The sequence below is a fragment of the Aliivibrio logei genome (genome assembly GCF_001691055.1).
In the GTDB taxonomy this organism is placed as follows: domain Bacteria; phylum Pseudomonadota; class Gammaproteobacteria; order Enterobacterales; family Vibrionaceae; genus Aliivibrio; species Aliivibrio salmonicida.
The window spans coordinates 1-23,461 of sequence record NZ_MAJU01000031.1 but is presented as its reverse complement, the minus strand read 5'-3'; the positions used below and the strand labels follow the sequence as shown (position 1 = coordinate 23,461).

The 23,461-nt window shown below is 42.3% G+C and carries 32 protein-coding genes, 1 tRNA gene and 1 rRNA gene; 26 read left to right on the top strand and 8 right to left on the bottom strand.

Annotated features, from left to right (window positions below; all coding sequences use genetic code 11):
• Window positions 1–31: 31 nt before the first annotated feature.
• The 11 genes from A6E04_RS19300 to A6E04_RS19250 all read left to right on the top strand — a co-directional run bounded on the left by A6E04_RS19300 (window position 32) and on the right by A6E04_RS19250 (window position 5,823).
• Window positions 32–472 carry a phage baseplate assembly protein domain-containing protein gene (locus A6E04_RS19300; RefSeq protein WP_339373666.1) on the top strand — a complete coding sequence of 147 codons (441 nt, stop codon included), beginning with the start codon at window positions 32–34 and terminating at the stop codon, window positions 470–472.
• Window positions 472–669, top strand: a complete 198-nt coding sequence (locus A6E04_RS19295; RefSeq protein WP_065612132.1) for a hypothetical protein — start codon at window positions 472–474, stop codon at window positions 667–669. Before A6E04_RS19300 ends, A6E04_RS19295 begins: the two co-directional genes overlap by 1 nt.
• Window positions 666–1,052 (top strand): phage GP46 family protein, encoded by a 387-nt coding sequence (locus tag A6E04_RS19290; RefSeq protein WP_065612131.1) that lies wholly within the window; start codon window positions 666–668, stop codon window positions 1,050–1,052. Before A6E04_RS19295 ends, A6E04_RS19290 begins: the two co-directional genes overlap by 4 nt.
• A complete protein-coding gene (locus A6E04_RS19285) occupies window positions 1,049–2,101 on the top strand; it encodes a baseplate J/gp47 family protein (protein ID WP_065612130.1) in 1,053 nt (350 codons plus the stop codon). The genes A6E04_RS19290 and A6E04_RS19285 overlap by 4 nt, the downstream gene beginning before the upstream one ends.
• Window positions 2,083–2,550 carry a hypothetical protein gene (locus A6E04_RS19280; RefSeq protein WP_065612129.1) on the top strand — a complete coding sequence of 156 codons (468 nt, stop codon included), beginning with the start codon at window positions 2,083–2,085 and terminating at the stop codon, window positions 2,548–2,550. Before A6E04_RS19285 ends, A6E04_RS19280 begins: the two co-directional genes overlap by 19 nt.
• Entirely contained in the window at window positions 2,547–3,620 is a 1,074-nt protein-coding gene (locus A6E04_RS19275; protein WP_065612128.1) for a phage tail-collar fiber domain-containing protein, read from the top strand. Before A6E04_RS19280 ends, A6E04_RS19275 begins: the two co-directional genes overlap by 4 nt.
• A complete protein-coding gene (locus A6E04_RS19270) occupies window positions 3,620–4,498 on the top strand; it encodes a hypothetical protein (protein WP_065612127.1) in 879 nt (292 codons plus the stop codon). Before A6E04_RS19275 ends, A6E04_RS19270 begins: the two co-directional genes overlap by 1 nt.
• A gap of 120 nt (window positions 4,499–4,618) precedes the next feature.
• Complete coding sequence (locus A6E04_RS19265) at window positions 4,619–4,852, top strand: hypothetical protein (RefSeq protein WP_065612126.1); 234 nt, start codon at window positions 4,619–4,621, stop codon at window positions 4,850–4,852.
• Complete coding sequence (locus A6E04_RS19260) at window positions 4,852–5,241, top strand: M15 family metallopeptidase (RefSeq protein WP_065612125.1); 390 nt, start codon at window positions 4,852–4,854, stop codon at window positions 5,239–5,241. Before A6E04_RS19265 ends, A6E04_RS19260 begins: the two co-directional genes overlap by 1 nt.
• A complete protein-coding gene (locus A6E04_RS19255; protein WP_065612124.1) occupies window positions 5,241–5,456 on the top strand; it encodes a hypothetical protein in 216 nt (71 codons plus the stop codon). The genes A6E04_RS19260 and A6E04_RS19255 overlap by 1 nt, the downstream gene beginning before the upstream one ends.
• Window positions 5,446–5,823, top strand: coding sequence for a hypothetical protein (locus A6E04_RS19250; RefSeq protein WP_065612123.1), 378 nt, complete (start codon window positions 5,446–5,448; stop codon window positions 5,821–5,823). Before A6E04_RS19255 ends, A6E04_RS19250 begins: the two co-directional genes overlap by 11 nt.
• A 146-nt stretch (window positions 5,824–5,969) precedes the next feature.
• Here the strand turns inward: A6E04_RS19250 and A6E04_RS19245 are convergent, their stop codons facing one another.
• The gene (locus A6E04_RS19245) at window positions 5,970–6,908 is read right to left on the bottom strand and encodes a phage portal protein (protein ID WP_065612236.1); all 939 of its coding nucleotides are present in this window, start codon (window positions 6,906–6,908) and stop codon (window positions 5,970–5,972) included.
• 40 nt (window positions 6,909–6,948) lie between these two features.
• Window positions 6,949–8,679, bottom strand: coding sequence for a terminase large subunit domain-containing protein (locus A6E04_RS19240; RefSeq protein WP_065612235.1), 1,731 nt, complete (start codon window positions 8,677–8,679; stop codon window positions 6,949–6,951).
• Between the two features lie 194 nt (window positions 8,680–8,873).
• On the opposite strand from A6E04_RS19240, the gene A6E04_RS19235 reads away from it, so the two are divergent.
• From A6E04_RS19235 to A6E04_RS19170, 15 genes are all read left to right on the top strand, one after another.
• The gene (locus A6E04_RS19235; RefSeq protein ID WP_065612122.1) at window positions 8,874–9,740 is read left to right on the top strand and encodes a GPO family capsid scaffolding protein; all 867 of its coding nucleotides are present in this window, start codon (window positions 8,874–8,876) and stop codon (window positions 9,738–9,740) included.
• Window positions 9,741–9,792: 52 nt separating this feature from the next.
• On the top strand, window positions 9,793–10,827 hold the full coding sequence (locus A6E04_RS19230; RefSeq protein ID WP_065612121.1) for a phage major capsid protein, P2 family: 1,035 nt from the start codon (window positions 9,793–9,795) through the stop codon (window positions 10,825–10,827).
• Between the two features lie 118 nt (window positions 10,828–10,945).
• Window positions 10,946–11,395 carry a head completion/stabilization protein gene (locus A6E04_RS19225; protein ID WP_065612234.1) on the top strand — a complete coding sequence of 150 codons (450 nt, stop codon included), beginning with the start codon at window positions 10,946–10,948 and terminating at the stop codon, window positions 11,393–11,395.
• 3 nt (window positions 11,396–11,398) lie between these two features.
• Window positions 11,399–11,869 (top strand): phage tail protein, encoded by a 471-nt coding sequence (locus A6E04_RS19220; RefSeq protein WP_065612120.1) that lies wholly within the window; start codon window positions 11,399–11,401, stop codon window positions 11,867–11,869.
• Window positions 11,860–12,387 (top strand): phage virion morphogenesis family protein, encoded by a 528-nt coding sequence (locus A6E04_RS19215; RefSeq protein WP_065612119.1) that lies wholly within the window; start codon window positions 11,860–11,862, stop codon window positions 12,385–12,387. Before A6E04_RS19220 ends, A6E04_RS19215 begins: the two co-directional genes overlap by 10 nt.
• Complete coding sequence (locus tag A6E04_RS19210; RefSeq protein WP_065612118.1) at window positions 12,388–12,567, top strand: DUF2635 domain-containing protein; 180 nt, start codon at window positions 12,388–12,390, stop codon at window positions 12,565–12,567.
• Window positions 12,564–13,712, top strand: a complete 1,149-nt coding sequence (locus tag A6E04_RS19205) for a phage tail sheath subtilisin-like domain-containing protein (RefSeq protein WP_065612117.1) — start codon at window positions 12,564–12,566, stop codon at window positions 13,710–13,712. The genes A6E04_RS19210 and A6E04_RS19205 overlap by 4 nt, the downstream gene beginning before the upstream one ends.
• A 16-nt stretch (window positions 13,713–13,728) precedes the next feature.
• Complete coding sequence (locus A6E04_RS19200; RefSeq protein WP_065612116.1) at window positions 13,729–14,094, top strand: phage tail tube protein; 366 nt, start codon at window positions 13,729–13,731, stop codon at window positions 14,092–14,094.
• Between the two features lie 17 nt (window positions 14,095–14,111).
• A complete protein-coding gene (gpM, locus tag A6E04_RS19195) occupies window positions 14,112–14,837 on the top strand; it encodes a phage terminase small subunit (protein ID WP_065612115.1) in 726 nt (241 codons plus the stop codon).
• A complete protein-coding gene (locus tag A6E04_RS19190; RefSeq protein ID WP_065612114.1) occupies window positions 14,824–15,096 on the top strand; it encodes a phage tail assembly protein in 273 nt (90 codons plus the stop codon). Before gpM ends, A6E04_RS19190 begins: the two co-directional genes overlap by 14 nt.
• Window positions 15,051–15,242 carry a GpE family phage tail protein gene (locus tag A6E04_RS21620; protein WP_339373668.1) on the top strand — a complete coding sequence of 64 codons (192 nt, stop codon included), beginning with the start codon at window positions 15,051–15,053 and terminating at the stop codon, window positions 15,240–15,242. Before A6E04_RS19190 ends, A6E04_RS21620 begins: the two co-directional genes overlap by 46 nt.
• Before the next feature lie 34 nt (window positions 15,243–15,276).
• Window positions 15,277–17,325: a phage tail tape measure protein gene (locus A6E04_RS19185; RefSeq protein WP_083199101.1), complete on the top strand. Its 2,049-nt coding sequence runs from the start codon at window positions 15,277–15,279 to the stop codon at window positions 17,323–17,325.
• A gap of 59 nt (window positions 17,326–17,384) precedes the next feature.
• Window positions 17,385–17,720: a hypothetical protein gene (locus A6E04_RS19180; RefSeq protein ID WP_139078881.1), complete on the top strand. Its 336-nt coding sequence runs from the start codon at window positions 17,385–17,387 to the stop codon at window positions 17,718–17,720.
• Window position 17,721: 1 nt separating this feature from the next.
• Window positions 17,722–17,913, top strand: a complete 192-nt coding sequence (locus A6E04_RS19175) for a hypothetical protein (protein WP_065612112.1) — start codon at window positions 17,722–17,724, stop codon at window positions 17,911–17,913.
• Between the two features lie 175 nt (window positions 17,914–18,088).
• Window positions 18,089–19,135 carry a DNA methyltransferase gene (locus A6E04_RS19170; RefSeq protein WP_065612111.1) on the top strand — a complete coding sequence of 349 codons (1,047 nt, stop codon included), beginning with the start codon at window positions 18,089–18,091 and terminating at the stop codon, window positions 19,133–19,135.
• 150 nt (window positions 19,136–19,285) lie between these two features.
• Here A6E04_RS19170 and A6E04_RS19165 read toward each other — a convergent pair whose 3' ends face one another.
• The 6 genes from A6E04_RS19165 to rrf all read right to left on the bottom strand — a co-directional run bounded on the left by A6E04_RS19165 (window position 19,286) and on the right by rrf (window position 23,453).
• A complete protein-coding gene (locus A6E04_RS19165; protein ID WP_065612110.1) occupies window positions 19,286–20,329 on the bottom strand; it encodes a hypothetical protein in 1,044 nt (347 codons plus the stop codon).
• A gap of 164 nt (window positions 20,330–20,493) precedes the next feature.
• Window positions 20,494–21,270, bottom strand: coding sequence for a DUF2971 domain-containing protein (locus A6E04_RS19160; RefSeq protein WP_065612109.1), 777 nt, complete (start codon window positions 21,268–21,270; stop codon window positions 20,494–20,496).
• 148 nt (window positions 21,271–21,418) lie between these two features.
• Window positions 21,419–21,916, bottom strand: a complete 498-nt coding sequence (locus A6E04_RS19155; protein ID WP_065612108.1) for a hypothetical protein — start codon at window positions 21,914–21,916, stop codon at window positions 21,419–21,421.
• Between the two features lie 143 nt (window positions 21,917–22,059).
• Window positions 22,060–22,788, bottom strand: a complete 729-nt coding sequence (locus A6E04_RS19150) for a hypothetical protein (RefSeq protein ID WP_139078879.1) — start codon at window positions 22,786–22,788, stop codon at window positions 22,060–22,062.
• Between the two features lie 410 nt (window positions 22,789–23,198).
• Window positions 23,199–23,275 (bottom strand) — tRNA-Trp (locus A6E04_RS19145).
• Window positions 23,276–23,337: 62 nt separating this feature from the next.
• Window positions 23,338–23,453: ribosomal RNA gene (gene rrf / locus A6E04_RS19140) — 5S ribosomal RNA — on the bottom strand.
• Between the last annotated feature and the right edge of the window lie 8 nt (window positions 23,454–23,461).

Here is a 23,461-nt window from a genome sequence, read left to right as displayed (position 1 = left end):
CATTGGTGAAGTGACGGGCGTTGAGACCAAGGTGTTGCAGATAAAGACCTCAACAGGCCGAATAAATGATCGCATTAAGCGATTGCATAACTACGGTTTCATGAGCCGTCCTAAAGTTGGCGCACGTTCATACTTATTGTTTTTAGGTGGCGTTCGCAGTCGGGGCGTGTCGTTCTGTGTTGAAGACGAACGTCATGAAATGGAACTCGAACCAGGAGAAGTGGCCATGCTCGATGACAAGGGCAATCTGGTGCATTTCACCAAGAATGGGATCGTCATTACCACCAATGAGAAAGTCGACGTGAACGCCAAAAAAGACATCAGTGTTACGGCGGGGGGCGACATTCTTGCCAAAGGTAAGATCATCAAACTGAATAATGGAACGGGAGCAATCACTTGTGAAAGTATTTGTCCGTTTATGGGGCAGCCTCATGTTGATGGCTCAGAAATAGTCACAATAGGAAAGAAGTAATGGCACTCAGTAAAGACGCTTTAAAAAACAAAATCATTAAAGAAATGAACGCACAAGGCATGGTCACTGAGGGGCCTTTCGCTAAAGCGGGTAATTTAGCTGAAGCCATTGCCAATGCCGTCGTGGATGAGATCACCGCCAATGCATTGGTTGTGGTTGATAAAGGCAGCTCTGCAGGGAGTTATAAAGTCTCATGAGCCATTTTAATTTATCCGCATTAACCGCCCCATTAACCAGTGTTGATGGACTGACTCATGCGGTACTGCAAAGTGTGTTGAACCATTCAGAGTCAACACAGAATGACCGTGCTCGTATGGAGAATGATGAACGCGGTGGATGTTGGAGTGATGAGTTTATTCGTGGGGTTGGCTCTCGGGATTGGACATTAATTCGAGAGAAATCAACACAGCAAACGCTTATTCGTACCCAACGGTTTTATGAAGATGCTCTGGCATGGTTAGTCAATGACGGTTACGTCAATGCCGTTAATGTCAACGCAACTCGCCTCTCCCCGACGACCATAGGCCGAAAAGTGACGATCACCACTAAAGACGGCTCAACATTGGAGGTACCTTTATGAGTGCGCAACGCAGTTTAATCTCCTTGGTTGAACGAGCAAAATCAACCCTCGTCGCCAAAACAGGACAAAACAACCCTGCGATAGATGCCATCGCCTGTGCGATTGCAGGGGTGAGTTATGGCCAATATGGTTATCAGGACCAACTCTTTCGGGAGCTATCACCAGAGACGGCTTCCGAGCCTTGGTTATATCTTCATGCTAAACGTCACGATGCGGAACGACTGCTGCCGAGTTTTGCTCACGGATTGGTTAGATTTGAACAACTGGATGGTGTTGTACTGGTACCTAAAGGCACATTAATGACTGGCGCGCTGGGCTCTGAGTTTGTAACGATTGAAGCGCAATCTAGCAATGCTGAGGTGGCGGTTATTGCACTTAATTCAGGAGTATCGAGTAATCTAGCCAATGGTATTGTTCTTACTTTATCAAAGGCCATCAGTGGTATTAACCCAAACAACGTACTCAGTCTCGGTATCGATGGCGGCGCGGACATTGAAGACATCGAACATTGGCGTCAACGCATCTGCACCTCATACAATAAAGGCGCGCTTGTCGGTCGTCGAAGTGATTATGAAGCCTGGGCTTTATCGGCTCACTCGGACGTGGATTTCGCCTGGGCTCTGGATAACACGCCAGAGCTTGGCATGGTTCAAGTGTTTATTGGTGCGCGAGAAAACAACCCAACTCTGCCACAAAGTGTGGTTGATACGGTGCAAACGTACATTGAGTCGGTGCGTCTGGCAGGTTGTCATCCCATCGTGAATTTACCCACTCAAAAGCCAATCAATATTGAAATTCAAAACGTACACGATGAGCACATTCAAGCAAGCATCATCGTTGCCTTAGAAGAGTTATTTAAAAGTAAAATGGGTAAACGTGATGAGTCAGTTTCACCACCAAAACCCATCTCACTATCACCAACGGAAATTGTATTGGCCATTGCGCCCATCACCAACAATTACATCGTGAAGCAACCCACCGAAGAGCAATTTATCACAGGTAGTGACGTTCACGTTCTTGGGGAGGTGATATGGACACCACAGGCTTAATCATTGAATACAGCAATGAAGACTTTGCTCATGCCGTTCGTCAATTACTACCAAAAGGCAACTATTGGCAAGACAGTGACAATGTGGATTTATCCAATCTCATCGCAGGCATGGGGGCAGACTTCAAAGTCACTCACGATGAGGTGCAACTGGCACTGCTAACCGAATTTAAAGGCAATCTATTTGGGTGGCGATTAAGTGATTATCAAGCCCTGCTTATTCAAGATGGCGCAAAAGGCACGGTTTACGATGACATCAATCAGCCTAACCTAATTTTTGTTTCACTGGAGCCAAATTTACGCAGTGAAAAAGCATGGCATGACTTTGAGGAAGTTCGCCTGCCCCACACTCGTATTCAATGGGTATACAACGCATCAACCACGGTGCACATGCAATTGGGCAACGCCAGATACATCAGGCACACGCATACACACGAGGCGGTTTTATGAGTTTACTAATTACGGACGCGGGCATTGCCGCCTCCATTCAAGCCGCAGAGCTTGGCGTGAGTTACAAGATAACGCACATCGCGATGGGAGCCACAGGGTATGTCCCCACTCATAATCAAACCACGCTGCGCGATGAGATAGCCCGAAAAGCCATTACTCAAGGCTCGGTGCCTACCTTGGGCCACTTGCACTTTGAAGTGTTGTTTGATGGGGATATAGAGTACGAAGCGCGTGAAATTGGTTACTTCTTGGAAGACGGTACTTTATTTGCTGTGGACAGTCGAGATGGTGACATCATCTCAATAAAAAGATCGGATACGGTCATTACTGAAGTGTTTGATTTAACGCTTTCAGGCTCTGAAATAGAGACCATTACCGTTGAAATTATTGGTGCTGCAAATGCCACTGAGCGCGTTGCAGGGATAGCTAACATCATTACCAATGATCAAGTGGATGCGGGTATTGATGACAGTGCATTTTTAACCATTAAAAAGATGATACGCGCTTTTGATGCGCCTTATCTCATCAACAAATTGGTCAATAATCTGTGGTTGAAACTCGCGGCCAAAATCTTTCCTGTGGGCGCGGCCATTCCTTGGTTCACGGACATTGCGCCTGATGGGTTTGGTATCATGAAAAACCAAGCTTTTGATTTAATCGCCAATCCAGAGCTCGCCAAAATTTGGCCTGATGGCATCATCCCTGACATGCGCGGCCGTGGCGTGATTGGCAAAGAAGAAGGTGAAACCGTCGGAGCTTATGAAGAGGGGCAGGTCAAAGAGCATGGTCACCCTGGTTCTATTGTTAGCTCTACAGATCTAGGAACTAAAACCACTAATACAGACACGCATTATCATACGTATCAAAAAATGAGAGCAGCACATTCGAATCAACACGGTCAGAATCCATGGACTACGTATGGAACCGAAACAAAAAATACAAGTTCAGATAGTCATTATCACACGGTAGCTATTGGCTCTCATGCCCATGCCGTTATGATTGCTCTGTTTGGTGCGCTGAAAAACACCATCAACCACCGTAAAGTTAACTGGATAGTGAGAATGGCCTAATGAATACATTTTTTAAACAATCTCAAAGCGTCGAGGTGTCGCGCCTTTCTAATGAGGGTTGGTGGTTAGAGAATTGCACTGAGCATGTTGTGAAAGGCACTGCGCTTGGTGCGGATTTTACCCAACTCATTTATACGCCCTCAAGCGATGGAATGATTGCGCAATTTGATAGAGAAGAAAAGCAATGGTCTGATGAAATCGAAGACATGACATGGAAACCGTTCTTTGATGTTTATGGCCGTGAGTTTGTGATTGGTGAGCCTGATGGCGATTACCCAGAAGGCGCAATAAAAGAGAAACCACCCGAATATAACAATGAAAAACAAACCGTGTTTTATGACGATGGGGATTGGACAGTATTTGATATTGAACTAGGTAAATCGTATTGGGACCGTGAAACCAACGAGTTTATTATCTCGGATTTCAATTTCACGTTACCTGAAAAACACACCTTCATCGAGCCACCAGAAAAGGATAAAGGGTTTGTAGTTCGCTTGGTTGATGGACAGTGGCAACAGATTGAAGATAATCGAGATAAAACCATTTATAACTGTGAAGATTGCACTCAATCAGAAACCGTAGAAAAGCTAGGCAGCATCAAAGAAGGATTTACTTATGATGAGCCAAGTACTCTCTATGATGAATGGATAAATAACCAATGGGTAACCAATCTGCGGAATAAGTACATCGCTGATTTTAATGACGTTGATGAGACTCGTCGTGGTTTGTATAGTTACGCTTGCGATCCACTCATTGCAGAAGCAAACATCAAGCGATTGCAAGGGCATGATCAAGAAGCGCTTGATATGGAAACTCAAGCCTTGGCCGCGAGGGCTCGTATTCAAGTGGATCACCCTTGGCCTGAGTCGTTAATTTAATCACACCAAAACCCAATCCTTTGATTGGGTTTTCCTTTATGCGCCATACAGGAAAGGCGCTCATTCATTCCTCCCCGCGCGCGATGTATCCTCAATGTAAATTAACTACTTGAGATTGTCATGCCAGAAAAAGACATCGCTCGCATCGATGCCACCATGAAAAACTTGGTGGAATTAACCCGCGAGCAAAACACCACTCTCCACAAAGTTCTCGAAACCTTAACCGAAACCCGTACTACACAAGAATTCCATGCTGAGCGCATTGGTAAGTTGGAATCAGATAAAACATGGTTGGTTCGATTAATCCTATCCTCATTTATTATTGCGGCAATCACCGCAATTAAGGCGATGTAATGAATAAATTCAGTAGAACAAGTGCAGCGCGATTGGCAACTTGCCATCCTGATTTACAAAAGGTGATCACTAAAGCTCTTGAGGTATGTGATTGCTCTATTATCTGCGGGCATCGAAGCAAAGAAGAGCAAAATGCATTATTTGCAGAAGGTAAAAGTCAACTTCAATACCCAAATGGCAAACACAACACACTACCAAGCCGTGCTGTCGATGTGGCTCCTTATCCTATTGATTGGAATGACCGCGAACAATTCAGTTACTTTGCAGGCGTAGTGATAGGGATTGGTGCATCAATGGGTATTGCTATTCGTTGGGGCGGTGATTGGGATAGTGACTTCGATCTTAAAGACAACAACTTTGATGACTTGGTGCATTTTGAGTTGCGCTGATGAATCCCAAGCAGTTTGATGCGTGGCGGGTATGGCCACGATTAATGAGCCTCTTTGTCGGTTATATGTGGATGGAATTTAATACTTATTTTTTCTCTATCCCTGTTAACGAGCACAATGAGTTTGCGTTAGTGCAATACGCCGCCATCACCGGCGTATTCGTTGGATTTTGTAAGTTTTATATGGACACAGGAAAACGACTCAATGCAGATTAAAACCATCCTACTTACCCTGTTCTGTTTGTTTGGCGTTTTATTTTTTGTTTATCGTGAGGGCTACGACAAAGGCTTTACGATTGCCATAGGCCAAATGCAAACCCAAAACCTAAAGCAAGCGGAGGCTATGATTAAAGAAGCCAATGACGCGGTGGTTAAGGATGAGAAAGTCGTTAATGCGTTTCTTGCGAACCAAGCTGAATTTATCAAGAGCGTTACCGTAGCCGACACAATAAAGCCGGTACAAAATAAGATCATAAAAAAGGAAGTGAAGTATGAGCAAAAGCCTGTTGAGCGTATTGTTGGTATTGATGATGACGAGTTGCGCGAGTTACAGCGTCTCACCCACAGTGCCAACGCCCATTGAGCGACGCATTGATAGCGCGCTGTCCACGCCTTGCGCACTTCTTCCGATGCCAGATAGTATTGATAAAACCGCCCACTTCCAATGGAAGAAGGCAGTCATAATCTTGTATCAAAAGTGCCGCGCAAAGCACCGAGCGTTACTTGATACTATGCAGCCTTAGAAGGGTTATCTAACCCTTCATATTCTTTAATCGTAATAATATCCATCCCAACAAATTCATTAAGCTCACACACAGACTCCAGTAACGGCACTAGCTCGTTTTTATGAAATACGCGATCTACTTTGTTTAAATCACTGCTTGAGTTAAACCCCTCACGTACAATGCTCATCAACTCCAACGGAATACGATGACTGGCCAGAACGTCATTGGTCGTCATGCTCTTGATGTCCTTAAAGGCATCTTTCGCTTCCACTTGACCAATTGGGGTTAATTCTGGCTTTTTGCCATCTTTACCTTTTGCGTTAACGTAGATGTTTTTAAATGCGCCACCCTTTGAAAGTTTTTGTTTGATTTCTTTCTCTTGGTCGCTAGTAAGATTTGGGTCGTTCATATAAAGAATGTACCCTGCGTGCGAGCCGTTAATGTAGTACTTGCGACGAAACAAGGTCGCATCTTCATTTAGCCAGATAGAGCTTAATGCGCCGATGTATTGCGGCAAACCATACAGCTCTTGAGATACATCGTATTCTGTTAAATGAAAGACCTGCCCTGCACGGTAATCAATTTGTCCCTCATCACTGAACGCTTTTGGCTTATAGCAATACTCATCTATCTTTTCCTTGCGGCGCATGAACAGCGCAGGCAAATGCTTAATGGCGACGACCTCACGAAACCCATTGCGAACCACCTGAAGATAGCCATTACCAAAGGTTAGAAAATCCGCCATAAAACGCTTAAAATCGCGCTTTTTGAGTAAAGGGGTCAACTCAACCGAGCTGCTGGCCATGTTGCCTTTTACATACAATGCTGAGCCGTGCATAGGATTCGCTCGCACTGCCTTGGCAAGCGTATCAAGTGGAATAGGCGTTTCATATAAGCCATTAACAAGCGCTACTTCCATGTAGCTGAGTATGTCACAGCTCATGACGCTTTCTGGTGTGTCAAACGTGATCAAAATACGCTCCTTATGAGAATGAAATCGTGGTTGTGTTGTCGTTTAAAATATCTATCGGCTCCCAATGCAGAACGTGCATGCCCGCCCACGCTAAATCCGCGTGTGAGCCCTTTTTCGTTCGATTGGAAACCATTGTGATCTGATTGCTCGCCTTGGTGGTGTGCTGCCGTATCATTAAAAAGGAATGCACCACATCATCCCAAGTATCATCAAACTGAAGGCGACCCGCATTAATGATTTCACGCGCTTTATACGCCATCATGCGTTTCACCTCTGGGCTGTAGTCCACCTCGGTTAAACTTGGGTAGAACTTTCGCACAAGCTCAGCAACCGCAGAGCCAACACCACCCACGTCCATTTCTAAATGCACTACGTTGTACTTTTCAGTGATGCCTTTAATGGCTAAGGCTTGTGCTTCATAGCTTGAGCCCTTTAATCGAATGCGCTCCAAGAATCGAAACACCCCACCTTTTTTAATGGGCTTTAAGGAGACAATCAAGCCTGCATCATCGGAGCCTTCGGCCTCACCGCCCCCTCTTGGATCGTAACCCACCAACACTTCCAGAACGCCTACAGGGCGAATCTTATCCATGTCGACATCTTTCCATTTTGAGGTGTCCGTCTTACACGCAAGCAACGCGTTGATACCAAAGAATGACGCAGAATCATCCAAGAACACACAGCGAAGTAGATTGTCAAAAATACTTTTGATTGGGTATTTACGGCGTAACTTATCCATATCGAAAAAGTTAGCCCCACCCTTGATGGCATCGTCCACAGTAATGATCTGACGGAAAATACCATCCACACCCATTGCGCCTTTTTTAAGGGCTTTGTGCGAAATATCAATGCCTTTCTCTTTTGGGCCGGACCATTTTGGATAGGCTTCATGCGCCGTGCTTGATGGGGTTGATAAGTAAGTGGTTCGATACTTCGCCTGAATGGACATGCCACCCGCTAAATCATCCAACTCTTGGAATTTTGGTATCCAGAACGTTTCATCAAAATACAAGTGGCCATTAAAGCCCTGACTGGTGCGCGAGTTCGTCGATAAGAAGTTTAAGCACGCGCCATTACTGAGCCACAGTTCATCCTTGCCTTTGAGTTCAACATCCCCAATCTCCAAGGCGAAACGACGAATGTAGTTTTTAAATATCTCACTCTGCTTACGCGAGGCCGACAAGAACACTTGGTTGTCGCCATTTAAAATCGCATCTTCAAAGGCTTCAAACGCAAAGTAATACGTCAACCCTATCTGGCGAGATTTTAGGTAAAAACGAAACTCGTTAATGTCGTTATTGCACTTATGATCGTGAATGTCTTTCTGGTATTGAAAGAATGTTTTCTCACGAAACTCAGCAAGCATCTCAGCGGTGATACCTGAAATGTCGTTTTTGACTTTATTGCTCGGACGGCCACGAACCGGTGCATCACCGCCATCACCCTGACTGGCTTTTCTTTTTTTGCGCTCAGCGGCTTTATCTCGTTTGTATTTTTGCTCAAGCAGCATCTCGAGTTCAGTTAATTGTGACGCGTGCTTTCTGTCAATCCACAACAAATAGGCAATGCGCTGACGAAGCATTAACTCCACTGGCGAATCATCACGCATCTTCTTCCAACCAAACTTAGATATCCATTGCTGAACCGTTCGTGGATTAACGCCCAGCTCGTCGGCAATTTCTTTGGTTTCATGCTGACGTAAATACAAACCAAGGGCATGGGTTTGCTCTTGGCTATACATCGGCTTTTCATCCCTATGTTCTGTTTCTTTTTTCATGTCGTGTTGTCTTTGAGAGTGATTAATCTCATGGTGCTATAAATACATAGATCACTCAGTAACTGCTTGTCCTCTATGGCGTATAAAGGAAAACAGGCGCTTTAAAAGAGAGGGCTAGTTCGCTAAATTGAAATGAGAAAACACAGGAGAGAATGTGAATGTTTCAGTCAGAGCCAATTTGTATTTTAAAAGCAGGGCCAACCATTGATGGTCGTCATACTGACCAACAAGTCATTGATGATCTTGCGGAGACGTACACCCCAAAACTCTACACAGCACGCATCAATGAAGATCACTGGCAATGGGGTGAAAAATTAGGCTCTGTATTGTCAGTAGAAAAGCGTGGTGATGAGTTATGGGCAGTAATTAAACCCAACTCAAGGTTGCTGAGTAATGTTGAACGCGATCAATTTCTACATACATCATGTGAATACATCGCTGATTTTGCAAAAACAGGCAAAGCGTATTTAACAGGCTTGGCCATGACGGACGATCCCGCCTCACTTGGTACGACGCAAGTGCATCTTTCTAGCGATAAGAACAAGGGTCAAGAAAGTGTATCAAGCGGTGCCACGGTCAGTCTTGAGTTGCTTTCAGGTAAAGAGCATAGCGATCAAGAAACAAGAACATTACTAAATAGATTCATCGATCTACTTAGTGGAAACCAACCCACATCACTTTCAAAGAAAGAAAGTGAAGAAGAGGAAGCGGAAATGAGCAAAGAGCTTGAAGCGTTACTTACTAAAAACACAGAGCAAAATGAAGCGGTAGCGACCGCATTAAGCTCAGTCGTCACTGCGTTAGAAAAACTATCCGCAGGCAGTGCAGAGGCAACGCCGCCTGTTGATGCTGCGGTTGTTCTGCCAGTTGATGCCGCGACAGTGCCGGACGTTAATGTTGAATTGTCAGCAAAAGTCGAAGCGTTATCCGCTCAGATGACTGAATTTACCACCAAGCTAAGCGCAATGACAGATGAAGATCAACGCACACTGGCAGGTTCAGGTGGCGAAACACCTTATCTGTAACTAAGCAGGTTATTCATTTTCCATTATCTTATTTTTAATTGAGTATTAGTTTATGCAAGAAGCAACAAAGGTCGTATTAAATGCCTACACAAAAGCCGTTGCGCAGCAAAATGGGGTTGCGGATGCGACTCAAAAATTTAACGTAAACCCTGCAGCAACTCAGCGTCTTATTGCTCAAATTCGTGAGAGCAATTGGTTTTTGAAAAGAATCAATATCATTACTGTTATCAACCAAAAAGGCGAAGCGTTAGGCTTGGGTGTTTCTGGCATGATCGCGAGTCGCACTGATACATCAACAGGCAAAACACGTAAAACTAAGCGCGTGTACAACATGAAACTCATGCCGTACTTATGTGAGCAGGTTAACTTTGATACGCACACTCGCTACAGCCAAATCGATGCCTTCGCACATATGAAAAACTTCAACACCATCATCTCAAATCAAACCCGTGAGCAGATTGATGCAAACAAGATCACCATTGGCTTTTATGGTACATCCTGTGAAGTAAACACAGATGCAGCCGCAAATCCAAGCGGTGAAGATGTGTGTAAAGGATGGTTCCAAGCACTTCGCGAGCACAATCCTGACGCCATGCTAAAACAAGGTAAAACCGCCAATGAAATTCGCATTGGTGAAGGTGGTGACTTTATTAATCTTGACTTAGCGGTAATGAATGTCAGAGGCCTACTTCATGATGCCTGTGAAAACGATACCGATTTGATTGCGATCATCGGCTCAGACTTACTGGCTTACGAAAAATCCAAGTTCTATGCGAAGAACGGCAATACCCCAAGCGAAAAATCCAAAATTGAAGAGATGCAGGTCATTGGCACTTATGGCGGCCTACCTGCAGTGTCAGTACCAGGATTTCCGCCAAGCGGTATTTTGGTAACAAGCTACAAGAACCTATCCCTCTACATTCAAGAAGGTTCAATTCGTCGCTCTGTGGGTAAACAAAACGATGAGCGTGATCAGGTTGAAAACTTTGAATCAATGAACATCGCGTATGTTATTGAACAACTAGAAAAAGCAGCTGCTATTGAGTTCGATAACGTGAAGTTATGGATTGATGAAAAGTGGGTCTAACCCACCCGCTTAATTAAACAACCCCCTCACAGGCTTGCGCTTGCGTTATCAAGAAAATACGTTTCTTGTTATTGCTACGCGCTTAGCCTGTGTTTTAAAGGAGCGTGACATGAGTCGCATGGAGTTTGTGGGTAACAAAGATGACATTTACACAGGAGTATTACCCGCCACAACACACTACCCCGAGCTGACCGTTGCAGAGTTTCAAGCTGTGTTTCATTTTTTAAGTAATGAAACAGAGGTGGGCATTTTGCATCATCTCACTGTTGCTCGTTTGACGGTTCACACTGAGCTGTTGGGCATGATGACGTTACACGGAACACTTGATCATGTTTCCGTGCATTGGTTTGGTGACGACCTATCAGGCTTGGCTCTTTATAAGCAAGCGGTGTTCTCTCTGGCAGCCAATCACATCGTAGGCAATAAACTCAGCACGGACGCCACTGCAGAAGCGGCGGACAGGCAAGAAGCCTTACAACAAAAAGCGGACAACTGTCTGGTTCAATATCGCAGAGCGGTTGATTTACTGCTTCATGGAAAAGAAACCTATACCTTCGAGGTCGTGTAGCCAATGAAAGCCTTACAAAGTTTAACGGATCTGTTTACCCAATCCGTAACGGATGCAAAGAACGTCGAGCTCTGGGCAGAAGATGGCCAGATTGATTGTACTCAAGGCTTGTCGGTTGATGGGTTTGATATTGCTTACACGGTAAATATCAACATGAGTGATGTCGATGTTCAGCCTGAAACTTTAATGATGCACTTAGTGGTTTGGCTAAATCAATACGATGTAGACCGCTCAACAAAAGGACTAGAGGCGCCGACATTTGCCACCCAACGTTTGGATAACGGCAAGTTTGACATCAAGCTGAAAATTGACATTAAAGAAGCCTATTCGCTAGAAGAAAGCGCAAAAGGCATATGGAAGCAAGGCGGTGGACGCTTTGATTGTGTCAGTGACTTTACTATCGCTGTTATTGAAGGTGAACTTCCGGCTCTTGAGTTTACTGGCCCTGTCGGGGATTTACCTGAATGCAGCTAACTAACCCTGAGCAATTAACCTCGATGCTAGAAAGCATGGCGTTAAGTCCTGCGCAAAAGTTCGAGCTGAATCGAAAACTGGCCAATCGCTCTCGACAATTCTTTCGGGCGCAAATTCGTCAACAGCGAGATATTGATAACACGCCATATCAAGAGCGAACGCGACGAACGCGAAAGCAGCTAAACGATAACGTCATTCTCTCAACAAAAAGCAATAAGAACATGTTGATGGGATTAAGTCGCTCTCTAAAAACGCAAGTAGATAACGAGTCATTTGAAGTGGGCTTAACTGGCGTTCCTGCAAAAATTGGCCGTCAACATAATGAAGGTCAAACGATGTCGTTTACGACCCGACTTAATGGGTTTTATGACTCAAGAACCAATCAATGGATGGGTGGCGTTAAAACCAAGAATAACTACCGAATGCCTAAACGAACGTTCATCGGCTGGACTCCCTCTCTCGAGCGCGAATTGATGGCCATGATGAGTGCTGAATTACTAATGAATATGGAGCCGTAAATGCGTGAAATAAAAATCAAACCCAAAGTTAAAGGGGTATTGGTTCGCGATCCAATAACACGCGAGCCGCTAAAGGCCAATGGGGAAATGAAACCCCGCAACACTTACTGGTTGCGTCGAGTTCAAGATGCGTCGGTTGTATTGATGGATGACAAACAAAAGGGAGTCACTAAATCATGAGTATCAGTTTTAACGAAGTACCAGGCAATGCTCGAGTTCCGGGTGTGTACATTGAGATTGATAACAGCTTGGCCAACAATGCCGAGCAACAACAATCTGTACTTGTGATCGGGAATGCACTGGTTGTTGAAGGGGTAACTCCCGCGACCCCTGCAAACAAAGCCATTCTTTGCATGAATGAAGAGGTGGCCACAACGCAGTTTGGTGCAAACTCAGAAATTGCAAAAATGATGGCGTACCTTGATAAACAAAACATCACGCTGCCGATTTATGCAATTAGCGTGGCAGATGCAGATTTAATGATGGCATTAGCGGCGCTTGGTGATACGCAATACCATCACATACTCTGTGCATTGAACGATGAAACCTCCATCCGTGATTTGGGTGAGTTTTTAGAAGCGCGTTATGACGCACTGCAAATGATACCGGCACTCGCGTATTTACCAAAAAAAGGCACGCACCCAGAATTGGTGACCTTTGGCAGTAAATCCAATTGCCCGCTCATTAGCTTTATGTCCATCAATAATCTTGGCAACTCAGCCAATGAACCACTAGACGATGCCGAAGCACTGGCAGCATGGGCGGGACAAATCGCACAATCCCTTGCAAACGACCCGTGTCGCCCGCTGCAAACCTTAACGCTGAATGGCGTGTATTCGATTGTGGCCAGTGAGTTTGATTGGTCTGAGCGCAATCTGCTGCTGCATGAAGGCATGAGTACCTACACGGTAACGGCCACAGGCTCAGTGCAAGTTGAGCGTGCGGTGACCGCGTACACTGAAAATGCATCGGGCGTTGCGGATGACAGTTATTTGGATGTCATGACCCCTGCCACGGCCATGTACTTTCGAGAAAAACAACGCTCATTAATTTTGAGTAAGTACGGTCGCCACAAGCTCGCAAAAGATGGAACCAATTTTGCTCAAGGTCAAGCCATTGCAACGCCAAGCATGATTAAGGGTGAATTACTCACGCTGTACAAATCACTGGAATACAAAGGCATTGTTCAGGATTTTGATGGGTACAAAAAATCCCTCATTGTTGATCTCGATAATGACAATAAAGTTCGTCTTAACTATCAAGACAGCCCACAGTTCGTCAACGGTTTGATTATCGTTGCGGGTAAAATTCAATTTCGCAAATAACGTACTGGAGTAATTCATGAGTACAAAAATAACGAGTAGCGGCTCTTTAGATGCAGGCTCTCTTGGTCGATTGCCAACCAAGGAAGGTGGCACTATTCACTTTGGTGGTTACAAGCGTGAAGCGGTAATTGGTGATAATGGCGTGCTTGGTTATACAGAAATCTTCGAGTCGGCACCAAGCATTAAAGTGACCATTACTCATTCAAACAGCACCGATGAAAAAAACATTCAAAATTTTGTGGGTGAAAACTTAACGCTCAGTCTAAACAGCGGTAAGAAATACACATTAATGGGTGCATGGACAAGTGATCCGCTTGAAGTATCTATTAAAGATGGCCAATTGGATGTTCTGTTTGTGGGTACGGAATTAATTCCGCTCTAATCAATAAAGGGGTTGTTATGCTTACTCTATTAAAAAAACGTCAAGACCGCGCTGCCGCAAAAGCGGCGTTAGAAAATCCAACCGAAGAAATACAGGATCAGGTAGCGGATGGATCAACAATAGTACCAAGTACATCACCTTCCGATCCCCTCGCAGGTAAACCGTGGGATGAAATACAGCGCATTCTTGCTGTGGATTTAGAGCTTGTGCGCACACTGGCCAGTTTTGAAGAAAAGAATGCGTTCAGAAAAGAGCTGATTAAAAAATACAAAGCCCAAGTTGAGCACTTACTTTCCTCCCATAAAAATTTGGAAGGACTGGAGTTAATTTGGTGGTTCTACCTATGGCAGATTGATTGTGGCTTATTGCCATTGGTTCATGATGACTTTAAGGCGGCAGTAATGCGGGGTTTAAATACCCCGCAGAAGTGGAACACAAACGCCACGACCGCCTATTGCGATATTATTTTCAAATACTCGCACAAGGCACACGCTGAAAAATCGTTGTTCAATACTCAGTATTTATCCAGTGCTATCGCGGACATTGTGGAAGGTAAAATTGCCATCAACGCCCCACTTAAAGTGAAAATGTTCCGACTTGCAGGTGACTTATTGGATGAGTCTGGTCACAAAAAAGAAGCCCTTTCTTTGTTTGAAGCGGTCATGCAAATGGACCCAAACAAAGGCGGTCGTAAAAAACGCGTAAAAGACCTGAGCGAAGAGTTAAATCATGAGCAAGAATAAAACCGTCAAAGTAAAACTGCCAACGCCGATTATGAAAGATGATAAAAAAATCACCACCATTGAGCTGCGAAAGCCATGCGCCGGTGATTTACGTGGTTTGAATCTTAAAGAGGTCTGTGAAATGGACTTTACGGCGGCGTATACCTTGCTGCCTCGTATCTCGATATTAAATGATCGCGACTTGCTTGATATTGAAGTGGAAAACCTCACGCCATTAATGGTGGAAATTGCCAGTTTTTTCGTGAATACGAAACAATAATCGAGCAGTTCAATCAGGTCGAAGAGTTCTATGCGGATCTTGCTATTGTGTTTCACTGGTCACCGAGTGAAGTGGATAAGTTCAGTATTGATGATTTGATTTTGTTTCGAGAAATGGCGCGCGTTCGCCACCAAGGGGAGAGCTGATTGCTCTCCCTTTTTTTGTAAAAAGGAAAGTGACATGAAAATGAATTTATCGGTTGTAATGGGCATTGTTGATAAAGTCAGAGGTCCATTAAAAGGCATGGCGAGTGATTCGGACCATTACGCCAAGAAAATCACCGCGATAAAGAAAGCGCAATCGGATGACAGCGCCGCCCTGCATCTTATTGATACCTACAAAGCAATAAGCAAAGAAGTCGATAAGAGCGCGCTCAGTCTAAATGAGGCCAAAGACAAACTGACGGCCCTGCAAGCAAAAGAAACCTCAGCGGCGAATGCAAAAAAAGCGTTAAACACAGAGCTTAATAAGCAAATAGAAAGACTGGCCAAACTTAAAACGCACTCGGAAGCGGCGGGAGGCTCGAATAAAAAATTAAATAAGTTGATCCTTGACCAATCCAGAGCCCTTAAAACATTAAGAGCAGAGGCCGCGGCCGCCAACAGACCCAATGCCATCCTCACCAATCAATTGGCCAAACAAGCAGAGAAAGTGGCAAGTCTTACGAGAGTCAGTGGTGATCATAACCAACGGTTAACTCAAGTTGGTAAGGGCATGAAAAAAGCCGGTATCGATGCGAGTAAGCTCGATGATGAATTTGCTCGTCTATCGACTAACTATAACAGTCATGCCGCGAAAATTGATAAGGTCAGCAAGAGGTACAAGAAACTCCAAACCATCATGATGCCTTTTCAGAAGATGAACAAGGTGATCACATTACCTAGCCTGAAAACAGCCAAGAGAGGCGGAATGGTGGGCGGTGCAGTATTGGGTTCAATGGTAGGGTTTGGAGCCATCATTGCCGATACCGCAGAGCAAGTGAATGAATTATCAAGAGCCGCGAAAGACGTGGCAATGCCAGTCGATGCACTGCAAGCAATGCGAATGCAAGCCAAGGGCGCAGGCGCAGAAGCTGAGGATATGGATGCCGCAATCAAGGAGATGAATTTACGTTGGGGTGAAATGAAAACCCTAAAGTCTGGCGCAATGAATGATTACTTTAAAGACACAGGTAATGGTCAGGCTTACAAAGATTTGATGAATGCCAAAAACTCAATGGAAGCCTACCAAGTATTACTCCGTGAAATTGCAAAAGAGACGGATGCGTCCAAGCAGAACTTCATGGCGGATGAGTTCTTTGGGGGTGACAGTGAAAAAATGCTGTCGGTATTAAAAGCCGGTACTGACGGACTCAATAAAGCCAAGCAAGAGTTAAATGATACAGGTGGGCCAATAAGTAGTGAATCAGTAGAGGCAGCAGCCAAGTTTGGCTCAACACTTAAAACACTGAGTGCCATTGTTGATTCCCTTAAAATCAGCGCGCTCACTCCTATCATGGAAGAGCTGTCCATCATCTTTGGTGAGTTCGCTGAAAACATGAAGAACATGGAATGGCGAGAGGACGCCATTGAAAAACTAAGAAAAACCGTGAGTGGTGTATTTACTGCATTTAAAGCCCTTGGTAGTGGTGTTCTTTTTTTGAGTGAGAACTTTAGAGGGATGCTCGCCACACTGGCCGTACTTAAAGTGGCCTTTATTGTCTTGAATGCCATCATGCTCGGCAATCCCATCAGCTTAATGGTTGTGGGGATCGCGGCGGCAGTTATTGCTATTGGTTACCTGATTGATAAGTTCATCGGCTTTGATGTGATATTAAAAGCCATTGGGGCTTACTATAGCTTTTTGTGGGAAGGACTTAAAAAGCTCATCAACTTACTCCCCGACTCTATTGTTCCAGATTGGGCAAAACCTGCAAAAGAGGCGGGAGATGAGATAGACAACCTTGCAGGTAAAGTGAAGAACGTAAAAGACAAAAACATTGAGTTAGGCATTACCACCAATGAAACCCTAAATAAAAATACAAACTCAAAACGCACCGGCACAACACAAAAAGACTCAAGTGTTATTTCAGGGCAAAAGATAACGCCATTAACAACCTACACCGTAAAAAGTCAGGCCGAAGTTGCGTTAACGATTAAGTCCGAGAAACCAATCACCGTTGATAAGGTGAATAGTGACAACGGCACAAACCTGAGTGTCGATGTGGGCAATATGATGATGAGTTATTAAACCAAGACAGCCCTAACGTTGAACCAAAGGCGAGTCTTATTTTTTGGTAAAATTAAAGAGTGCGTTCAAGACCTCTTCTTGATAAAACACCACTCGCTGCTATTGGTGTGCAGAGCTACTGTCATTGCACACCAATTAACAAGGCAAAAGCCATGACAACCCAAATAATAAAAGAAAAAATAAACCAAGCGACAGAACTTGCAGACCAATTACGCAAGATAATGCTTGAGATAAACAGCGCCGCTTGTGAAGAAATGACCCGCAAAGAAAAAGAAAGCCTATCTGCAACCGAAGAAATGTTACTCAGTGAAATGATAGCCCCAAGCATTCGTACCGCCTCTGAGTTACATGGTCGCCTTACTTGCCTAGATAACATTTACAATGGGGAGGCATAACATGTTACCCATTAAAAAAGGCCAAGAGTCCACGGTTAAATACATTATGCTCGCCGCGTCACGTTACTCAATAACCCCTGAAAATATCAAACTTCCAAATCAAAGCAGCAGCCACATTGCCCTTATCTTTGAACAACTCGCTTTTTTTGGTCATCTTCGACGATTAGAGAATGGCGAATATACTCGCGCATAAATACACTGTGTAGATATACAGCTATCTTTTAAGTTGATATAATCATTCTAGTTTTTATGCCTTGAGTACCTGAGACCCAGATGAATATTTGGAGAGGAAGCATATCAACCCACTCAGCCACTTCATGTGGCTGCGTTTCTTTGCATTCAAGGCTCTTATTTAATTGGAGTAACAAATGCACACTACCACCCTACATAATGGACAACTGCAACTTATTCATGCCGACTGTCTGCATTACCTTAAAACCTTACCTGATAATTCCATTGATTTAATTTTAACTGACCCACCCTACTTTCAAGTAAAGAAAAACGCATGGGACAACCAGTGGTCAAACGTCGAAACATTCCTTGCATGGCTTGACGAGGTATTGGTTGAGTTCTGGCGTGTATTGAAACCCTCTGGCAATTTATATCTGTTCTGTGGTTCAAAGTTAGCGGCTGATACAGAATTACTTATCCGTGCGCGCTTTGATGTGTTTAATCATATCGTATGGGCCAAACCATCAGGCGTATGGCGACGAGCGCACAAGCCTCACTTGCGTTCGTTCTTTCCGGCAACTGAGCGCATTATCTTTGCGGGGCATTATGATTCGGAAGGGTTTGCGAAAGGATGCAGTCAGTACGCCACGAAATGTACGGAATTAAAGAAGACCGTGTTTAAACCGTTAATGGATTACTTCAAGAACGCGAAAGATGCACTTAATATTTCAGCAAAAGAAATCAACCAAGCCACTGGTACACAAATGTGCTCGCATTGGTTCTCATCGAGCCAATGGAAGTTACCAACAGAAACACAATACAAACAACTGCAAGAACTGTTTGCATCAAAGAGTGGCCAACTATCCAAAACGCACACGGAACTCACTAACGAATACCAAGCATTGCACAGTGAATACGGAAACCTCGTCAAAGAATATGATGAACTAAAAGCAGAATATGAAAGCCTGAGAAGACCTTTTTATGTGACTGATGAAGTGCCTTATACCGATGTGTGGACGTTTGCACCCGTTCAATATTACCAAGGAAAACACCCATGCGAAAAACCTGCGGATTTACTGGAGCATATTATCTCAAGCAGCAGTCGAGAAAATGCTGTGGTACTTGATGCGTTTATGGGTTCAGGTTCAACAGGCAAGGCGTGCTTAACGTTAAATCGAAAATTCATTGGAATAGAGATGGAAGAAGAGACTTACAGTGTAACAGTAAATAACCTAAATAATTAACCTTAAAAACAAAAAAACACTCGGCAAACTGAAATTGCCGAGTGTCATAAAAACAATCTAGATGCTACATCCTAACCAGAACTAACACGCTTTGGGTAGAAAAAATAATGCGGTAATAAATTCCATTTATCTTGACGCCTTAATACCTTGTTATGTGTCTTTTTCGGAAATAATGGGATACATGTTTTTACTAGGTAACCCAATTAAAGGCTCATTATTATCACTAATTAACCGCACATATAGCACCCCTCCTACACCCAAGATAACTCGTAAAGGTTTAGTTTCACAATATTTATTTTCTGTACATTGATCAATTATTTTATTTGGAAGTCTAACTCTAGACTCTGGAGTATAATAATATACTCGCTCTACCCCTCCACCTAAACCTAATATATAGAGTGTCCTACTCGTTATTTTTGCAGATACAGGAGGATATAAACAGAACATAATAGCAAACAAACAAATAATAGCTGCAGGACTTTTATAAAATTTAGAAAATAAATTTTCATTTCCGAATTTTTTAGATATTAGTTCAAACTCATTAAGAGGCTTATTCGGAATTAGAGATATATAGCTCAATATTACAAAAATCATAGCTGATAAATAGAACTCTGGATCTGTAGCTACAATTCCTGTGAAACCTAAAAAACCCATATATAAGAAGAACGATAAGTTTGAAATTAAACTAACAAAATAATAAGTCAATATTAAAATAAAGTATCTTGACGTTAATAACAATGTAAAATCACAATCTCTCAAAGATTTATTAGGTGTCATTAAGTAAAATGAATATGCTAATGGTATTACAAAAAACCAAGTGATTGGCAAATACAAACTGTACTCTAAAAGTAGACAAACCCATAAAGTAACAGGGACGATTAAGAAGTATATAACAAAACCTACAACACTCGAAAGATATTTATTTTTAATTAAATTAGATACTTTATAAAAGTAATCATAATAATTTATCTCATTTGGGTCATAAGATATTATTGCAGCCATGAAAATATATAGAGACCCCACAACTGAGAACAGAAAACCTAGTAACCCTACCGTGATTAATAGAGAAGGTAAGCCTTCAATTTCGAGTGGGAAAGGGATTTTTTCAACCACAACAAACATAGTAAAAAAATAGACTCCAAAAACTGTAGAAATAAAAATAATATTCTTTAACATACTTTTTATTTTATTCATTATTACTTCAACCCTGCCATTCCTTAGAACACATAACGCCTGCATAACACGTTTGCTACGATACAGACTTAACTGAATTTTACTGCCTTAATCACTGAAACTAAAGACAAACTGACAACGCCGAATGTAGTAAATCGTGTTGATGCATTTGTTATACAGTTTATCTACAAAACATTCAGCTCATAGCTTCCCTTAACCATAGAAGCTCGCTTAAATATTATTTTTTTACCTATTTTAAGACTTAATTCATCAACGATTTTTTCAATTTCTAAAGCTCTTTCTTTCGACATTTTAACACCGACAACAACCGCAGTGATCATTGAAATATCGAATTTATAAACACCAGATCCCTTGATATGATTAATACATCGGTATTCATTTTCATATTCCCAGTCTAGCGATTTTGTTAAAAATTGCTCTTGGACACCGTCAAAGTCTCTAGTTGAAAGTGATCGGTGAGGCATTTCTTTAGAATATTTAATTGGCCATGATGCTAAATAGTATTCAGGATTATTAACAATACCTGAATTTTGTTGTTCCGTTGAAAATTCAACTATAAAACCTCTATGATTATCAGCGTAATGTGACCACATTAAAATATTGTCACAAATAGAAGATAAGCAGCAAACACCCCATTTAGAAGATATATCATCATTCAATTTTCCTGAAATAAGTGACTTTTCAATTGCTTTAAGCATCACATTTTTCATTTGAAGACGTTTAGCGGGACTTAAATTATTTTGGTCGCCCGCAGCTTTAAAAAGTTCAGGTCTGGATTTTATGTACGCAATTGAAGACTTAACATCATAATCAACAATACAATCAAATGGATCATTAAATTCATCATATGAAGAAAATTTTAATGTTCCGTCTAAAAGTACCTTTAGCGAACCTTCACTATCAGGTAAATATTTATATAATTTCAATTTTTCTGATTTCATTATAATTCTCAAAAAACTGTATAACGCCTGCATAACACGTTTGCTACCATGCAGATTAACCTTAAATTTACCACTTAACACGGTAAACCTAAAGAAACCTAGAATGCCGAATGTAGCAAATCGTGTTGATGCATTTGTTATGTGATGATTATTGACCTAGTACTTTATAACCCCAACGTTTATTTTGTAATTCACTGACAATATAAACATTAAAAGGAGGGCTAATCTTTGGAAGTTCAACTAAAATTGAATTTTTCCAAACTGTCACACCATTGGAAGTCTCGTAATTAGCTATATCACCCTGTCCTTTTTTACTTATGATTACTTTTCCAGCCTCATCAACAATTACCACTTTCCACCATTTTGTATCAGCGGATTCAATCGTAGGTGTTTTAACATGAGCGATAACATAACCGTATTTGGGAATATCTGATATGTTTGCTTTTTCAAATGCTAAGTCAGCTCTTTTAATCTCATTTTTCTTTAATGTCTCAACATCAAAATAATCAACATAGGCAATTGATCCATAATCATTTGGGTCTTCAATATTTTGGACTTTATTACCATTAACAGCTCGGATAGTTCCCAAATTTGAACAACCAACTAAGATAAGACTCACAAGTAAGCCAATTACAACCTTATTCATATTTCCTCATTATTATTTTAATCACATAACGCCTGCATAACACGTTTACTACTATGCAATTATACTTAATATTGACGCCTTAAAACGAGAAACACTCGGCAAACTGAGATTGCCGAGTGTAGTAAATCGTGTTGATGCATTTGTTATATTTTTTGTGGTTTTGGTTTAAGCATATCCACAACATCATTATCAATTTTATCGACTAAGTCAGAACAACGCTTAATCAATAGTTGGATATCATCTTTAGACACACTAACTTTATTGCCCTCATGATCATAACCAGCTCTATGTACACAATGATGTCTCAACGCAACCGCCTTGAACAACCAAGGGGTTTTACCTAAATCAATCCCTAAAACGCTCTTATACATTGGACGCACTTTATCGATCTTATGGAAGATTAAGTCTTGTAAATACTTCGCAATATCGCTTTTTAACGACTCATGTTTTGAAAATATTTCCTTTATCGTTAACTTTCTATCTGCAAACTCAGGATCCGTTTCAACGAGCTTACGGATGAAATCATTTGAAGACAAAGTCGCCGAAATAAAAGTTGCTGATAAATAACCCTCTAGTGCCGCAACTATGTGCCCATGCAACATAATTAACACATTATCTTCCACTGAAGGAAACAGTGATAGTTCCATCAACTCAGATGCAGTATCAACTGATTCTTGAAATATTCCTTTTCTTGTTTGTTTAGGCGCTACCCAATTATTATCCCAATCTTCATAATATGGTTCATCATGAACGTTTAGTTCATCATAAGCATCAGACAAGTCATCCCAACCTGAAGTATATTCATCTGCATCCTCATCATCTAATTGCTCACGAATCCACTCAGCTTTCGCTTCTTCATATTGTGATTCCATGAGCTCAACCATATAGTTTGAACCAATTCCCACCGAACTCTCCTAAAAAAATATAACATTTAATTATACGAATCTGATTCGTATATGCTCATTACGGTGGAGTATAAATTAAAAAACTTTTTAATAATAGAACGGTGTACTATTAACAATTAAGTCAATAACTCTTATGGTAATAACAACTGTTTAATTTCAATTAGGAGAGAGTCAGAGCGGAATATTTATGTAAGTACAGCAAGCAGCTTAAATTTACAGAAATAGCCAATTAATTTACTGATTCAGCCAAAAAACTGCACTTTTCATCAAATTAATTTAGTAGAAACCAAAAAAAGCCACTCATCCTGAGTGGCTTTTTCCTGTTCCTGTTCCTTGGAGCTTGAATAGGTAATTTCCAAACCTATTCAATTTTAATATGGCAGGGGTGGAGAGATTCGAACTCCCAACACGCGGATTTGGAATCCGCTGCTCTGCCAGTTGGAGCTACACCCCTAAAATTATTTTAAAGACTTAATTCTGTCTAATTTACTTTTTATTAAAAGTAAATAAATTCAAGCCTGGCGATGTCCTACTCTCACATGGGGAGACCCCACACTACCATCGGCGCTATTACGTTTCACTTCTGAGTTCGGCATGGGATCAGGTGGGTCCATAACGCTATGGTCGCCAAGCAAATTCT

What these genes read in the sequence shown, in the direction of transcription:
- A6E04_RS19250 (WP_065612123.1), top strand. Translation starts at nt 5,446, where the DNA reads ATGCAGATTAAAACCATCCTACTTACCCTGTTCTGTTTGTTTGGCGTT.
- A6E04_RS19185 (WP_083199101.1), top strand. Translation starts at nt 15,277, where the DNA reads ATGAAAATGAATTTATCGGTTGTAATGGGCATTGTTGATAAAGTCAGA.
- A6E04_RS19190 (WP_065612114.1), top strand. Translation starts at nt 14,824, where the DNA reads ATGAGCAAGAATAAAACCGTCAAAGTAAAACTGCCAACGCCGATTATG.
- A6E04_RS19235 (WP_065612122.1), top strand. Translation starts at nt 8,874, where the DNA reads ATGTTTCAGTCAGAGCCAATTTGTATTTTAAAAGCAGGGCCAACCATT.
- A6E04_RS19280 (WP_065612129.1), top strand. Translation starts at nt 2,083, where the DNA reads ATGGACACCACAGGCTTAATCATTGAATACAGCAATGAAGACTTTGCT.
- A6E04_RS19160 (WP_065612109.1), bottom strand. Translation starts at nt 21,270, where the DNA reads ATGAAATCAGAAAAATTGAAATTATATAAATATTTACCTGATAGTGAA.
- A6E04_RS19240 (WP_065612235.1), bottom strand. Translation starts at nt 8,679, where the DNA reads ATGTATAGCCAAGAGCAAACCCATGCCCTTGGTTTGTATTTACGTCAG.
- A6E04_RS19255 (WP_065612124.1), top strand. Translation starts at nt 5,241, where the DNA reads ATGAATCCCAAGCAGTTTGATGCGTGGCGGGTATGGCCACGATTAATG.
- A6E04_RS19290 (WP_065612131.1), top strand. Translation starts at nt 666, where the DNA reads ATGAGCCATTTTAATTTATCCGCATTAACCGCCCCATTAACCAGTGTT.
- A6E04_RS19175 (WP_065612112.1), top strand. Translation starts at nt 17,722, where the DNA reads ATGTTACCCATTAAAAAAGGCCAAGAGTCCACGGTTAAATACATTATG.
- A6E04_RS19260 (WP_065612125.1), top strand. Translation starts at nt 4,852, where the DNA reads ATGAATAAATTCAGTAGAACAAGTGCAGCGCGATTGGCAACTTGCCAT.
- A6E04_RS19295 (WP_065612132.1), top strand. Translation starts at nt 472, where the DNA reads ATGGCACTCAGTAAAGACGCTTTAAAAAACAAAATCATTAAAGAAATG.
- A6E04_RS19285 (WP_065612130.1), top strand. Translation starts at nt 1,049, where the DNA reads ATGAGTGCGCAACGCAGTTTAATCTCCTTGGTTGAACGAGCAAAATCA.
- A6E04_RS19225 (WP_065612234.1), top strand. Translation starts at nt 10,946, where the DNA reads ATGGAGTTTGTGGGTAACAAAGATGACATTTACACAGGAGTATTACCC.
- A6E04_RS19155 (WP_065612108.1), bottom strand. Translation starts at nt 21,916, where the DNA reads ATGAATAAGGTTGTAATTGGCTTACTTGTGAGTCTTATCTTAGTTGGT.
- A6E04_RS19270 (WP_065612127.1), top strand. Translation starts at nt 3,620, where the DNA reads ATGAATACATTTTTTAAACAATCTCAAAGCGTCGAGGTGTCGCGCCTT.
- A6E04_RS19275 (WP_065612128.1), top strand. Translation starts at nt 2,547, where the DNA reads ATGAGTTTACTAATTACGGACGCGGGCATTGCCGCCTCCATTCAAGCC.
- A6E04_RS19210 (WP_065612118.1), top strand. Translation starts at nt 12,388, where the DNA reads ATGCGTGAAATAAAAATCAAACCCAAAGTTAAAGGGGTATTGGTTCGC.
- A6E04_RS19220 (WP_065612120.1), top strand. Translation starts at nt 11,399, where the DNA reads ATGAAAGCCTTACAAAGTTTAACGGATCTGTTTACCCAATCCGTAACG.
- A6E04_RS19230 (WP_065612121.1), top strand. Translation starts at nt 9,793, where the DNA reads ATGCAAGAAGCAACAAAGGTCGTATTAAATGCCTACACAAAAGCCGTT.
- gpM (WP_065612115.1), top strand. Translation starts at nt 14,112, where the DNA reads ATGCTTACTCTATTAAAAAAACGTCAAGACCGCGCTGCCGCAAAAGCG.
- A6E04_RS19170 (WP_065612111.1), top strand. Translation starts at nt 18,089, where the DNA reads ATGCACACTACCACCCTACATAATGGACAACTGCAACTTATTCATGCC.
- A6E04_RS19200 (WP_065612116.1), top strand. Translation starts at nt 13,729, where the DNA reads ATGAGTACAAAAATAACGAGTAGCGGCTCTTTAGATGCAGGCTCTCTT.
- A6E04_RS19245 (WP_065612236.1), bottom strand. Translation starts at nt 6,908, where the DNA reads ATGAGCTGTGACATACTCAGCTACATGGAAGTAGCGCTTGTTAATGGC.
- A6E04_RS19215 (WP_065612119.1), top strand. Translation starts at nt 11,860, where the DNA reads ATGCAGCTAACTAACCCTGAGCAATTAACCTCGATGCTAGAAAGCATG.
- A6E04_RS19205 (WP_065612117.1), top strand. Translation starts at nt 12,564, where the DNA reads ATGAGTATCAGTTTTAACGAAGTACCAGGCAATGCTCGAGTTCCGGGT.
- A6E04_RS19165 (WP_065612110.1), bottom strand. Translation starts at nt 20,329, where the DNA reads ATGAATAAAATAAAAAGTATGTTAAAGAATATTATTTTTATTTCTACA.
- A6E04_RS19150 (WP_139078879.1), bottom strand. Translation starts at nt 22,788, where the DNA reads ATGGAATCACAATATGAAGAAGCGAAAGCTGAGTGGATTCGTGAGCAA.
- A6E04_RS19265 (WP_065612126.1), top strand. Translation starts at nt 4,619, where the DNA reads ATGCCAGAAAAAGACATCGCTCGCATCGATGCCACCATGAAAAACTTG.